Origin of the sequence: Azonexus hydrophilus, assembly GCF_038368255.1 — a bacterium.
GTDB classification, from domain to species: domain Bacteria; phylum Pseudomonadota; class Gammaproteobacteria; order Burkholderiales; family Rhodocyclaceae; genus Azonexus; species Azonexus hydrophilus.
The window spans coordinates 1,145,231-1,158,153 of the sequence record NZ_CP151406.1; the positions used below are offsets into that span (position 1 = coordinate 1,145,231).

Here is a 12,923-nt window from a genome sequence, read left to right on the forward strand (position 1 = left end):
CTCAAGTGTTTCGGGTGCCCAGGGCATCCAGCCCGCCAGCCAGAACCCGGACGTCGAAGCCGCGCTGGCTGAGCAGGAAAGCGGCGGCGCTGCTGCGGCGTCCGCTCTGGCAGAGCAGGATGTAGGTGCGTTGCCGGTCGAGGCTGGCGGCTTTCAGACGGAGCAGGTAGAGCGGCAGGTTGACGCTGCCTTTCAGGCTGCCGGTCTGGTACTCGCTCTCCAGTCGGACGTCGATCAGTTGCGCGCCGCGCTTGATCAGTTCGGCGCCCTGGGCGAGGTTGATGTGCTTGACCAGCGGAGTCCGCAGCAGTGTGTCGAAATCGGCGGCCGGCAGGCGCATCAGTTCGCCGGCCTGGCTCATGGTGACGGTAGCGTTGCGTGGGTCACCGGAAATCAGGGCTTCTTCGCCAAAGCCCTGGCCGGCTTGCAGATTGGCCAGCGGGACTTGCTTGCCGTCTTCGGTAGTGCGGGTGACTTGCGCGCTGCCGCTGCGGATCAGGTAATAGTAGTCACCCGCTTCGCCCTGGCGGACAACGACTTGTCCGGCGGCCACCGGCATGGCCTCGAATCGGCCGAACAGCAGGTGCAGGTTGCCCGGCGGGATCTTGCTGAAAGCCGGGTTGCTGAGCAGCTGAAACATCCATTGCGGATCGTCGCCCTCGAATTCGGTGACTTCGTAAGCCGTTGCCTGGTCGCGGGCGAGCAGGTCGTCGAGGTCGTCGTCGGTAAAGATCAGCAACTGACCATGGTCGACCGCCTTGCAGGTATGGGCGCGTGGTTTCAGGCGGGAGAGCGGATGACAGGCGGCCTTGTCGTCGGCGCGCAGGCGCTGCGGCGGGCTGCCGTCGCCGGCATCGAGCACGACTTCACCGGACAACAGGTAGCAGGTGTAGATGTCCTTGTCGCCCTTGTTGAAGGCAAGCTGGCCGGGAACCAGTTGCATGCCCCGCGCCAGATTCAAGGCCTGCGCCTGCGCTTGCCGGGAAAGGTCGGAGATCGGGATGAAGCGCGAAATTTCTGCCGGAGTCATGATGGGTGGTCTGTCGTCAGGTGGGACATTCGTCGCAGTGGTGGATTTCCACCGTGACATGAACGATTTCCTCGTGGATGGCCAGCGCCTGGCGCACGGTCAGCGGGGTCAGTGCGGAACTGTGGGTGAGCAGCGAGACAGCGCAGGCGTAGGTGCCGTTGCCGACGCGCCAGACGTGCAGGTCGGTCAGGTGGGTGCCGGCCGGTAGCGTGGCGATGACCTCGCGGATTTCCTCGACCACCGGGTGGTCCATCTCGCGGTCGAGCAGGACGCGCCCGGTGTCGCGCAGCAGGTTTTTCGCCCACAGCGCCACCAGCACGGCACCGACCAGCGCGCAGGCCGGGTCGAGCCAGTCCCAGCCGTAGATCCAGCCGCCGGCCAGGGCGGCGATGGCGAGGATGGAGGTCAGCGCGTCGGTGATGACGTGGATGTAGGCGGCTTTCAGGTTGAGGTCTTCATGGTGATGACTGTGGTCGTGCCCATGTCCGTGGTGATGGTCGTGACCGCCGGCCCGGTGCAGGATGGCGGCGCAGCCGAGGTTGACCAGGAGGCCGAGGATGGCGACCGCCATTGCCTCGCCGTAACGGATCGGTTGCGGTTCGAGCAGGCGGTCGAAGGCGCCGAGCACCATCAGGCCGGCGACGGCGAGCAGGAAGAGGGCGCTGGTATAGCCGCCGAGCACCTCGATCTTCCAGGTGCCGAAGGCGAAGCGCGGGTCGTCGGCATACTTGCGCGCGGCACCGTAAGCGAAGACCGACAGGCCGATGGCCAGCGCGTGCGAACTCATGTGCCAGCCGTCGGCCAGCACTGCCATCGAGTTGAACCACCAGCCGGCGGTGATCTCGACGATCATGGTCACCAGGGTGATCCACAGTACCCAGCGGGTGCCGGCTTCGGCGCGGGCGTTGCCGGTGCCGTAGTCGTGCGATTGTTCCCAGCGGGAAAGATCGTGGTGGGCGTTCATTGCTGTCCGTAACTCCGGAATTTTTCGATGACTTCGTCCATGTCGGCCTGGCCCAGCAGGACCGGCTGGCCGAGCTGGCAGGCGCGCCAGTACTGCTCGCACAGTTCTTCCAGCTCGATGGCCAGGGCCAGTGCCTGGTCGAGGTCGCGGCCGGCGACGAGCAGGCCGTGGTTGGCCAGCAGACAGGCGCAACGGCCTTCCATGGCGCGCAGTGCAGCGTCGGACAAGGCCTGCGAGCCGAAGATGGCGTAGTCGGCGCAGCGTACGGTGTCGCCGCCGAAACGGGCGATCATGTAGTGGAAGGGCGGAATCTCCAGACGCAGGCAGGCCAGGCTGACGGCGAACGGCGAATGGGCGTGGAGCACGGCGCCGAACTCGGGCCGGGCGGCGTAGAGGTCGCGGTGGAAGCGCCACTCGGATGAGGGTTTGCGCCGCCCCTGGTGCGAGCCGTCGAGCGCCATGCGCGGGATGTCTTCTGTTTCCAGGCCGGCGTAGGGCATGCCGGTCGGCGTGATCAGGAAGCCGTCGCCGTCGCGCACGCTGACATTGCCGGCGGTGCCGCGATTGAGCCCGGCCGGCTGCATGGCCCGGGCGGTGGCGATCAGTTGCCGGCGCAGTTCAGTCACGGCTTTCTTCCGGGTAGAGCGCGAGCAGGCCTTCCCGGCTGGCCGGGCAGACGCCGCGCTCGGTGATGATGGCGCTGACCCGCGCCGCCGGCGTGACGTCGAAGGCCGGGTTGGCCACAGCTTCCTCGGCCGCCAGCTGGCGCACGGCAGCGGGCTGGGCGTGGTGGTCGAGGCCGTGCACCAGGCGGAATTCGTCGCCGTCGCGTTCCTCGATCGGAATGGCGTTGCCGTCCGGGCAGGCGAAATCCAGCGTCGAGCGCGGCGCGGCGACGTAGAAGGGAATGGCGTTGTCGGCGCAGGCGAGGGCCTTCAAGTAAGTGCCCACTTTGTTGGCAACGTCGCCATTGGCGGCAATGCGGTCGGCGCCAACGATGACGGCGTCGACCTGGCCGCTGCGCATCAGGAGGCCGGCAGCGTTGTCGGCGATCAGCGTGTGCGGCACGCCGTGCTGGGCCAGTTCCCAGGCCGTCAGCAGGCCCTGGTTGCGCGGTCGGGTTTCCGACACCCAGACATGTACCGGCAGGCCGGCGTCGTGCGCGGCATAGACCGGCGACAGCGCGGTGCCCCAGTCGACGGTGGCCAGCCAGCCGGCGTTGCAGTGGGTCATCACGTTGAGCACACGCCCCTGTTCGCGCTGCAACTGCCGGAACAGCGCCAGGCCGTGCTGGCCGATGGCGGCGTTCTGGGCCACGTCCTCCTCGGCGATCGCTTCAGCTTCCTGCCAGGCCGCCGCCAGACGCTGCGCCGGGGCCAGCGGCTGCAGCAGGGCCTGCATGCGGGCCAGGGCCCAGTGCAGGTTGACCGCCGTCGGCCGGGTCGCGCCGAGTTCGGCGATGGCCTGGGCCAATCCCGGATCGGAGGCGTCCTCGGCGACGGCGATGGCCAGGCCGTAGGCGGCGGTGGCGCCGATCAGCGGCGCGCCGCGCACCTGCATGGCGCGGATCGCATGCGCCGCCTCGGCCAGCGTACGCACGCGCACCCAGTGCAGCGCATGCGGCAGCCGGGTCTGGTCAATGATGTCGATGGCGCGCTGCTCGGGATGGGCGCGCAGGGTTCGGGTGGGGATGCCGTCGATGTTCATGGGGTGTCATTGTGGCATAGTGGGCGCTTGCCCAGAACCCGTTCCCAGCATGGATACCCCGATTCACATTGATTCCCGCTTCCCCGCGATGGGGACGACCATTTTCACGGTCATGTCGAAACTGGCGGCCGATTGCGGCGCCGTCAACCTGTCGCAGGGCTTTCCCGATTTCCAGGCCGAGCCGGCGCTGTTCGACGCCATGCACCGCTACATGCTGGCCGGGCGCAACCAGTATGCGCCGATGGCCGGCCTGCCGGAGTTGCGTCAGGCCATCGTGGACAAGGTGGCGGCGCTGTACGGCACCCGTTTCGACGTCGACCGCGAGGTGACGGTGACGGCTGGCGCGACGCAGGCGATCTTCACGGCGATTGCCGCTTTCGTCCGTCCCGGCGATGAAGTCATCGTCCTTGAGCCGGTCTACGATTCCTATGTGCCGGCGATCGAGACGGTGGGCGGCAAGGCGGTGTTTTCGCGGCTGCGTTTTCCCGATTACACGCCGGACTGGGACGAGGTGCGGTCGCTGGTGACGCCGCGGACGCGGATGATCATCGTCAATTCGCCACACAACCCGACCGGCAGCCTGCTCACCGCCGCCGATCTCGACCGCCTGGCGACCATCGTGCGCGGCACCGACATCGCCATCCTGTCCGACGAGGTTTATGAGCACATCGTCTACGACGGCGAGGCGCACGCCAGCCTGTGCGGTCATCCGGAACTGGCGGCGCGCAGCATCGTTGTTTCCAGCTTCGGCAAGACCTACCACATCACCGGCTGGAAGATCGGCTACGTGGTTGGGCCGGAAGCCCTCATGGCCGAGTTCCGCAAGGTGCACCAGTTCAATGTGTTCACTGTCCATGCGCCATCGCAACTGGCGATTGCCGAGTACATGCAGGACGCTTCGCGCCATCTCGGTCTGGCGGCGTTCTACCAGGAGAAGCGCGATTTCTTCCGCGCGCTGATGCGCGACACGCCGTTCGAGTTGCTGCCCTGTCGTGGCACCTATTTCCAGTTGGCGCGCTACGGACAGATTTCCGAGCTGCCGGATACCGATTTTGCGCAGTGGCTGACCCGCGAAGTCGGTGTCGCCGTGATCCCGGTGTCGGTATTTCATGCCGATGGCCATGACGAAAAGGTGGTGCGTTTCTGCTTTGCCAAGCGGGAGGAAACGCTGGTTGCGGCGGCCGAGCGCCTGCGTGCGGCATTTGCAAAGTAGTGTGGAGAAATGCAAAGCGCCTTGACGGGTGTTCACCATCGCCCGAATAATTCACCGGTCACCTCATTTCAATAAAGGAAACAGCATGGGAATGCTTCAGGAATTCAAGGAGTTCGCCGTCAAGGGCAATGCGATGGACCTGGCGGTCGGCGTCATCATCGGCGCCGCGTTCGGCAAGATCGTCGATTCCATCGTCGGCGACCTGATCATGCCGCTGGTCAGCATGGTCGTCGGCAAACTGGATTTTTCCAATCTGTTTGTCGTGCTTGGCGACAATCCAGAGAATCTGGTTGCGCTGGCTGACCTGAAGAAGGCCGGGATTCCGGTGTTTGCCTACGGCTCCTTCGTGACCATCCTGCTCAATTTCGTCATCCTGGCTTTCATCATCTTCATGATCGTCAAGCAGATGAATCGCTTGCGCAAGCAGGAACAGGCAGCCCCGGCGCCGGCCGAGCCGCCGCCGACGCCGGAAGATGTCGTTCTGCTGCGTGAAATCCGCGACGCGCTGAAGAAGTAATCAGCCTTCGGCGCGCTCGCCGAAAACGGCGCGCCACAAACGGTCCACCGCGGCGATGTGCTTTTCCACCTCCTCGCGGGCGACCGGTGCTTTCGGCGTCGCCGACAGCCGGCGGATATGTTGCAGGCGACGGTATTCGCGGTAGGCGTTGCCGGCAGCGAGCGCCAGCTCCGGTTCGATCAGGCCGAGTTCGCCGGCGATGCGCAGCAGCGCGATATTGCCCAGATTGCCGGTCAGTTCCGGGTGCCGGTGGGCATGGCCGAGGACCAGGTACTGGACGATGAACTCGACATCAATGATGCCGCCTGGGTCGTGCTTGAGGCCGAAATGGCTGTCGCTCTTCGAGGCATGGGCGTCGTACATCTTGCGCCGCATGGCGGTGACTTCCTCGTGCAGTTTGGCGAGGTCGCGCGGTTGCTGCAGGATTTCACAACGGATGGCTTCGAAGCGAGCGCCCACTGACTTGTCGCCGGCGCAGAAACGGGCGCGGGTCAGTGCCTGGTGTTCCCAGGTCCAGGCATGGTTCAGCAGGTAGTCGCGGAAGGCATCGACGGTGACCGCCAGCAGGCCGGCGTCGCCGTTGGGGCGCAGGCGCAGGTCGGTCTCGAACAGGATGCCGGCCGAAGTCTGGCTCGATAGCCAGGTGTTCATGCGCTGGGCCAGGCGGGTGTAGTTTTCCTGGGCATCCTGATCGTCGTCCTCGTAGAGATAGACGAGGTCGAGGTCGGAGGAATAACCGAGCTCCTTGCCGCCCATCTTGCCGTAGCCGATGACGGCGAATTTCGGCGTTTCGCAATGGCGTTTCTTGATCTTGCGCCAGACCAGCGGCAGGGTCTCCTGGACGATGCTGTCGGCCAGTTCGGTGAGGTGGTCGGATAGCGACTCGATGGTCTGCAGACCAGCCAGATCCTGCGCCAGCAGCCGGAAGACCTGGGCATGGTGCATCTCGCGCAGGATGTCCATCTCGCGCTCGGTATCGTCGAGGTGATCGGCCAGGCTGATGCGCAATTGCTCGCGGAAACCGTTCCAGTCAGTGGCGCTGTCGTAGAGCCGGGGGTCGAGCAGTTCGTCGAGCAACAGCGGGTAGCGGTTGAGGTATTCGTTGGCCCAGGTCGACGCGCACATCATGTCGGCGACGCGCTTGAGCGCCAGCGGGTACTGCTGCAGCAGCGCCAGGTAGGCGCCGCGCCGGGCAATGCCTTCGAGGAAGGTGATGCCACGGACCAGCGTTGTATCCGGGTCGCTGGTCTGGCCGGCCGCTTCGATCAGGCGCGGGCCGACCGCGTCGAGGCGCTGCCGGTTGCTGGCCGGCAATTGCTGGTAGCGACTGCCGGCGCGCAGGTCGGCCAGGCGCGCGATGGCGTCCAGGGGGCGGCGAAAGCCGAGGTTGCCGAAGGCTTCGATGGCGGTGTCGTCGTCAAGCTGGCCGAACCACAGACCGGTCAGCGGGTGGTCGCCGGCTTCGGGGTCGGAGAAGATGGCCTCGAAATGTTGGCTGACCTTGCTGCGATGCGCGTCGAGCACGGCCAGCATTGCCGGCCAGTCGGCAAAGTCCATGCTGGCGGCGATTTTCTGGCGCTCGTCGGGGTCGCTCGGCAGCATGTGCGTCTGCGCGTCGTTGACGTATTGCAGGCGATGTTCCAGCCGGCGCAGGAAGACATAGGCTTCGCGCAGTTCCTGTTCGGTTTCGGCGGGGATCAGCTGGCGGGCCACCAGTTGCTTGAGGACCGACAGGGTCGGCCGGATCTGCAGGCCGGGGTCGCGGCCGCCGCGGATCAGCTGGAATACCTGGGCCATGAATTCGATTTCACGGATGCCGCCGGGGCCCAGCTTGACGTGGTCGGCCATGTCCTTGCGCGCGACTTCGCGGCGGATCTGCGCGTGCAGGTCGCGCATCGCGTTGATCGCGCCGAAATCGAGGTATTTGCGGAAGACGAAGGGGCGGGCAATCTTCTGCATCGCCTCGATCCATTCCGGCTGCAGGTTGACGCCGGTGTTCATCGTCCGGCCCTTGATCCAGGCGTAGCGTTCCCACTCGCGGCCCTGGGTGATGAAGTAGTTCTCGAGCGAGTCGAGCGAGCAGACCAGCGGCCCGGAGTCGCCGTTCGGGCGCAGGCGCATGTCTACGCGGAAGACCTGGCCGTCGGCGGTGATGTCGCCGAGCGCCTGGATCACGCGCTTGCCCAGGCGGGTGAAGAAGTCGTAATTCTCGATCGACTTCGGGCCGGCGGTGTCGCCTTCCTCGGGGTAGATGAAGATGTAGTCGACGTCGGACGAGACGTTCAGCTCGCGTCCGCCGAGCTTGCCCATGCCGATCACCAGCATGCGTTGCGGCCGGCCCCGGGCGTCCAGCGGTTCGCCGTGGGTGGCGGCAAGCTGGCGGTGATAGTGTTCGAGGGCGAAATTGGTGGTGACGTCGGCGAGCAGGGTCATGCTTTCGACGACTTCAGCCAGCGGCGCCAGACCGCACAGGTCGCGCAGCGTGATGTGCGCCATGGCCCGCTGACGCAGGTGGCGCAGGCCGGTTTTCAGGGCTTCGTCGTCGGCGAACGGGCGGTTCAGCGGCGAACGCAGCATTTCTTCGTCGAGCGGCCGCAACCAGTCGGCGGCCAGTTCGGCAATCAGTGCCGGGCGGGCCTGCAGCAGGTTGCTCAGGTAACGGCTGTGGGCCAGTGCCCTTTGCCAGCGGGGGTCGATCGGGGTGGTGTCCATGTTTGCGTTCGGCTCCCTGCCGAGAGGGTAGAATGGTCGTCCTGTTTTCAGTCTTTCGATTGTAGTGATCTATCACCCTTTCTGGCAAAGCGACGCGACGCTTGAGTAATCCGTCCAGCCACCCCATTCCCGAACTTTCCCCGGATTCGCGCCGGGCACTGTACTACCGGCTGCATGGCTTGCGTGCCTTGCTCGGCCGGCCCTGGGTCGCGCGTGCGCTGCGGCTGGCCGGCTGGCTGGTGCTGGCCAGTTGGTTGCTGTTCGTGGCGCTGGTGCTGGCCCTGCGTTTCTTCATCCTGCCGTCGGTCGCCGATTACCGGGGGGAAATCGAAAGCCTGGCCAGCCAGGCGGTCGGTCAGCCGGTACGCATTGCGCGGATTGAGGCGCATTGGCGCGGGCTCAATCCCGAACTGGTCCTCGACGGCGTCTCACTGCTCGACGCCGACGGCCAGCCGGCACTGACGCTTGAGCGTATCGATACCGTCCTCTCCTGGCACAGCCTGTGGCAGTTCCAGCCGGTCTTGGCGTTATTGTCCTTCGACCGACCGGTGCTGCATGTCCGGCGCGATGTCGACGGGCGAATCCGTGTTGCCGGGATGGCCTCCGACGATGGTGGCGATCCTGCTTTCGCCGAGTGGGTGCTGGACCAGTTACGCATCCGTGTCCATGACGCGACCATCGTCTGGGAGGATGCCCTGCGCGGGGCGCCGCCGCTGGTGCTCGAAGACCTCCAGTTCGGCCTGGATAACCGGGGGCGGCGACACCGGTTCGGGCTGTCGGCCTTGCCGCCGGCGGAACTGTCGACGCGCATCGATCTGCGTGGCGAGGTGTATGGGGATATGCACGAGGCGCTTGAGCATTACTCGGGCAGTCTGTATCTGGAAGTCGATCGCGCCGATCTGGCCGGCTGGCAGCCGTGGATCGATTACCCGGTATCCCTGCCGCGTGGTCGCGGTGGTTTGCGTCTGTGGGGGAAACTGGCCGAGGGCAACGGCAAACTGACTGCCGATCTGGCCCTGGCCGACCTCAGCGTCCGCCTCGGCGAGCAACTGCCGGTCCTCGATCTGTCGGCAATGCGTGGGCGCCTGCTTGGTGAATACCGCAGTGATGCCTGGGCGGTGACGGCGCAGAAGCTCGAATTGCAGACCACCGACGGGGTACACGTTGCGCCGACGGATTTTCATGTGGATTGGCGCAATCTGCCGGGCGGGATCAATGGCAATCTGCGCGCCAATCGCCTCGATCTCGCGGTACTGGCCCAGCTGGCTGGCCACCTGCCGCTCGATGCGCGTAGCCGGGAACTGTTGCAGGCCTATGCGCCGCAAGGCCGGATCAGCGACCTGCGGGCCAGTTGGGGCTTGCAGGGCGACAAACTGGTGCGTTATGCCCTGGCCGCCGGCTTCTCCGGCCTGGGCGTGCAGGCTCAGGAATATTTCCCCGGAGCGCTTGGCCTGGCCGGCAGCATCGACTTGAGCGAGAAGGGCGGGCGGGTGCAGATCGATGCGGCGCAGTCCTCGCTGTCCTTGCCGGCTGTGTTTCCCGAGCCGGATATCGCCTTCGACACGCTCAAGGCGCGGGTCGGCTGGAAGAACACGCCGGCGGCACTCGAGGTCGCCATCGAGGAGGTGCTGTTCTCCGGTCCGGACGCCACCGGCAAGGCTCAGGGCAAATATCGTTTCAATGGCGACGGGCCGGGCGAGATCGATCTCGAAGCCAGCATCGAGCGGGCCAACGGCAACGCGGTGTGGCGCTACATGCCGCACGCGGTCAATCGTGATGCCCGGGAATGGCTACGGCGCGGCATCACTGGTGGTACTGCCCACGACGCCCGGCTGGTGCTCAAGGGCAATCTGCACGATTTCCCGTTCCGCGATCCGGCCACCGGCAAATTCCTGGTGACCGCCAAGGCGCGTGATGCGCGGATCGACTATGCCGATGGCTGGCCAGTCATCGAGGGGGTCAGTGGCGACATGAGCTTCGATTTCGGCATGCGCGTTCATGCGACCGCCGGCCGCATTCTGGGCGCCGAGTTGCCGGATGTGACGGTGGTCATTCCTGATTTTGACGTCGAAGACGAGGTGTTGCTGGTGCGCGGTGCGGCGACCGGTCGGACCAGCGAATTTCTCGATTTCATCGAGCGCAGTCCAGTGGCTGCCAGTATCGATCACTTTACCGAAGGCATGCGTGCCGTCGGCAACGGCCGTCTTGATCTCGAGCTCGATATTCCCTTGCGGCGCCCGCTGGAAACGCGGATGCGCGGGGCCTACCATTTTCACGATAATCAGGTGCATCTGGTCGAGGGGCTGCCGACGATCACGCAGGTCAATGGCCGGCTGGATCTGACCGACAGATCGATATCGGCCACGGAAATCACCGGCCGTGGATTTGGCGGGCCGTTGCGGGTCAAGGTCGGTAGCGAAGGCGGCAAGGTTCTGGTCAGTGCCGCCGGCACCGCCGGAATCGTCGAGGTGGCAAGGCATTTCGGCTGGCCGCTGCTCGATCAACTCGCCGGAAGCACGCCCTGGAAGGCCGACCTGGTCATCCATCGTCGCAATGCCTACGTGCTGGTGACCTCGGATCTGCTCGGTATCAGTTCGCCCTTGCCCGACCTGCTCAACAAGTCGGCGACAACCCGCCTGCCATTGCGTATCGAGCGGACGGCACCAGCCCCGGATAGCGAGCAATACCGGATCAGCCTCGGCGATGTGGCCCGCGGCGTGATTCAGCGTCAGGGTGGCAAATGGACCCGAGGAGCGTTTGCCCTGGGGGCGGCTGAGGCTGTCCTGCCCGCCAGTGGGCTGGATGTTCGTGTGGCGATGCCCAGAATCGATGGCGATGCCTGGCGCGCTTATCTTCCCGAAGGCGATGGGGCGGCCGAAAGTGCCTTGCCACTGTCGTCCCTCAGCTTGCGCACGCCGCTGCTACGTCTGTTCGGCGGCGACTATCATGAAGTCGAACTCGGCCTGGTGCCGCAGGCGCAATCATGGAAGATCGACCTGAAAACGCGCGAGTCGGCCGGTAGCCTGGTCTGGCGCAGTGCTGGCGACGGTTGGGTGGAGGGGCGGCTGCAAAAATTGCATCTGCCTCAATCAGCGGGTGGGGGAAGCTCATCGTCGTCGGTCATCGACAGCCTGCCGGGCATGAATCTGCAGGTCGATGACCTGCGTCTGGGCAACAAGTTGCTCGGCCAACTTGAGTTGCGGGCGCGTAATCTACGCGGGGCCTGGTTGCTGGAGAAACTGCGACTGAGCAACGCAGACGGAGAACTGGCCGGTAGTGGTCGGTGGACGCGCGGTCAGCGTCAGCGTACCGATCTCGACTTCGAACTGACCGCCAACGATATCGGCAAGCTGCTGACCCGGCTTGGCTACGAGGACGCGGTCCGCCAGGGCAAGGCCCGGCTGGCCGGTAGCCTGCGCTGGAATGGACCATTGACTGACCTGCATTACCCGTCGCTGAGCGGCGAACTTGAGGTCAAGGCGGAAAAAGGGCAGTTCAACAAGCTCGAACCCGGGGTTGGTCGTCTGCTCGGCCTGATTTCGCTGCAATCGCTGCCGCGCCGCTTGACGCTGGATTTTCGCGACCTGTTCAGCGAAGGGCTGGCCTTTGACAGCATCGAAGGCAAGCTGGCGGTCGAAGCCGGCATGATGCGCACGCTCAGCCCCCTGATGATCAACGGGCCGGCGGCGCAGGTGGCGATCGAGGGCAGTACCGACCTGAAGCAGGAAACCCAGGATCTGCGTGTGGGTGTACGGCCGGAGGTCAGTACCCTGGCCATCGGTGCGGCGGCGCTGGTCAATCCAGTGGCCGGCGCGGCGGCGCTGGTTGCCAATACCGTGCTCAAGAACCCGCTCAGCCGAGTGTTCAGCTACCGTTATCATGTCACCGGGAGCTGGAGCGATCCGCAGGTGGAAAAACTCGGCCTGGGCGAGGAAAAGGCGCCGGCCAACGTACAGGAAAAGAAACCATGAATCCGCAGAATTGCCGTATCGCCGCCTTGCAGATGGTCTCCGGGCCGCGCGTCGCCGACAATCTGGTGGTGGCCGGACGCCTGGTCGAGGACGCTGTCGCGCAGGGCGCGCAGCTGGTCGTCCTGCCCGAATATTTTCCGGTCATCGGCGCCGTCGATGCCGACCGCGTGCGTGCCCGCGAAGCCTTTGGCCAGGGTCCGATCCAGGACTGGCTGGCGCAGACCGCGCAGCGTCACGGCATCTGGGTGTTTGCCGGCTCGATTCCGCTGACGGCCAGCGTCCCGGACAAGATGCGCAACAGCAGCCTGGTGTTCAATCCGCAGGGCGAATGCGTCGCCCGCTACGACAAGATCCACCTGTTCGGCTTCCGCAAGGGCGACGAGTCCTACGATGAAGCCGCCTTCATCGAAGCCGGCGATACGCCGGTCGCGGTAACGACACCGTTCGGGCGTGTGGCTCTGTCGATCTGCTACGACCTGCGTTTCCCCGAGCTCTACCGCAGCCTAGGCGCGGTTGACCTGATCCTGATGCCGGCGGCGTTTACCGAAACCACCGGTCGCGCGCACTGGGAAATCCTGCTGCGCGCCCGTGCCATCGAGAACCAGTGTTACCTGCTGGCTGTCGGACAGGGTGGGCGCCACGAAAGCGGTCGCTTGACCCACGGCAACAGCATGATCGTCGACCCCTGGGGCGAAATTCTCGACCGTAAATTGAAAGGGCTGGGCGTCGTCATCGCCGACCTCGACCACCAATGCATTGCCGAAGTCCGCGAGAGCCTGCCGGCGCTCGCCCACCGCAAACTATAAGGA

The 12,923-nt window shown here is 65.3% G+C and carries 9 protein-coding genes; 4 read left to right on the forward strand and 5 right to left on the reverse strand.

Features of this window, described 5'->3' with window-relative positions:
- Nucleotide 1 precedes the first annotated feature (1 nt).
- The 4 genes from AADV58_RS05560 to mtnA are packed head-to-tail and all read right to left on the reverse strand — an operon-like array spanning nucleotide 2 to nucleotide 3,701.
- Complete coding sequence (locus AADV58_RS05560) at nucleotides 2-1,030, reverse strand: cyclic nucleotide-binding domain-containing protein (protein WP_341744280.1); 1,029 nt, start codon at nucleotides 1,028-1,030, stop codon at nucleotides 2-4.
- A gap of 16 nt (nucleotides 1,031-1,046) precedes the next feature.
- Nucleotides 1,047-1,994: a CDF family Co(II)/Ni(II) efflux transporter DmeF gene (gene dmeF, locus AADV58_RS05565; RefSeq protein ID WP_281982611.1), complete on the reverse strand. Its 948-nt coding sequence runs from the start codon at nucleotides 1,992-1,994 to the stop codon at nucleotides 1,047-1,049.
- Entirely contained in the window at nucleotides 1,991-2,578 is a 588-nt protein-coding gene (locus tag AADV58_RS05570; protein ID WP_341744533.1) for a class II aldolase/adducin family protein, read from the reverse strand. Before AADV58_RS05570 ends, dmeF begins: the two co-directional genes overlap by 4 nt.
- Before the next feature lie 34 nt (nucleotides 2,579-2,612).
- Nucleotides 2,613-3,701: an S-methyl-5-thioribose-1-phosphate isomerase gene (mtnA, locus tag AADV58_RS05575; protein WP_281982615.1), complete on the reverse strand. Its 1,089-nt coding sequence runs from the start codon at nucleotides 3,699-3,701 to the stop codon at nucleotides 2,613-2,615.
- 49 nt (nucleotides 3,702-3,750) lie between these two features.
- Here mtnA and AADV58_RS05580 point away from each other — a divergent pair, with 49 nt between their 5' ends.
- On the forward strand, nucleotides 3,751-4,914 hold the full coding sequence (locus AADV58_RS05580) for a pyridoxal phosphate-dependent aminotransferase (RefSeq protein ID WP_341744281.1): 1,164 nt from the start codon (nucleotides 3,751-3,753) through the stop codon (nucleotides 4,912-4,914).
- 85 nt (nucleotides 4,915-4,999) lie between these two features.
- Nucleotides 5,000-5,431: a large conductance mechanosensitive channel protein MscL gene (gene mscL, locus AADV58_RS05585; RefSeq protein WP_341744282.1), complete on the forward strand. Its 432-nt coding sequence runs from the start codon at nucleotides 5,000-5,002 to the stop codon at nucleotides 5,429-5,431.
- Here mscL and glnE read toward each other — a convergent pair whose 3' ends face one another.
- Nucleotides 5,432-8,143, reverse strand: coding sequence for a bifunctional [glutamate--ammonia ligase]-adenylyl-L-tyrosine phosphorylase/[glutamate--ammonia-ligase] adenylyltransferase (gene glnE / locus AADV58_RS05590; protein ID WP_341744283.1), 2,712 nt, complete (start codon nucleotides 8,141-8,143; stop codon nucleotides 5,432-5,434).
- A 101-nt stretch (nucleotides 8,144-8,244) separates the two neighbouring features.
- Here glnE and AADV58_RS05595 point away from each other — a divergent pair, with 101 nt between their 5' ends.
- Both AADV58_RS05595 and AADV58_RS05600 read left to right on the forward strand, forming a co-directional pair.
- On the forward strand, nucleotides 8,245-12,114 hold the full coding sequence (locus AADV58_RS05595) for a YhdP family protein (protein WP_341744284.1): 3,870 nt from the start codon (nucleotides 8,245-8,247) through the stop codon (nucleotides 12,112-12,114).
- On the forward strand, nucleotides 12,111-12,920 hold the full coding sequence (locus AADV58_RS05600; RefSeq protein WP_341744285.1) for a carbon-nitrogen hydrolase family protein: 810 nt from the start codon (nucleotides 12,111-12,113) through the stop codon (nucleotides 12,918-12,920). Before AADV58_RS05595 ends, AADV58_RS05600 begins: the two co-directional genes overlap by 4 nt.
- The last annotated feature ends 3 nt before the right edge of the window (nucleotides 12,921-12,923 follow it).

Excerpts from the sequence above, each read along its gene's own strand:
- AADV58_RS05560 (WP_341744280.1), bottom strand. The coding sequence starts at position 1,030 with ATGACTCCGGCAGAAATTTCGCGCTTCATCCCGATCTCCGACCTTTCC.
- dmeF (WP_281982611.1), bottom strand. The coding sequence starts at position 1,994 with ATGAACGCCCACCACGATCTTTCCCGCTGGGAACAATCGCACGACTAC.
- AADV58_RS05570 (WP_341744533.1), bottom strand. The coding sequence starts at position 2,578 with ATGCAGCCGGCCGGGCTCAATCGCGGCACCGCCGGCAATGTCAGCGTG.
- mtnA (WP_281982615.1), bottom strand. The coding sequence starts at position 3,701 with ATGAACATCGACGGCATCCCCACCCGAACCCTGCGCGCCCATCCCGAG.
- AADV58_RS05580 (WP_341744281.1), top strand. The coding sequence starts at position 3,751 with ATGGATACCCCGATTCACATTGATTCCCGCTTCCCCGCGATGGGGACG.
- mscL (WP_341744282.1), top strand. The coding sequence starts at position 5,000 with ATGGGAATGCTTCAGGAATTCAAGGAGTTCGCCGTCAAGGGCAATGCG.
- glnE (WP_341744283.1), bottom strand. The coding sequence starts at position 8,143 with ATGGACACCACCCCGATCGACCCCCGCTGGCAAAGGGCACTGGCCCAC.
- AADV58_RS05600 (WP_341744285.1), top strand. The coding sequence starts at position 12,111 with ATGAATCCGCAGAATTGCCGTATCGCCGCCTTGCAGATGGTCTCCGGG.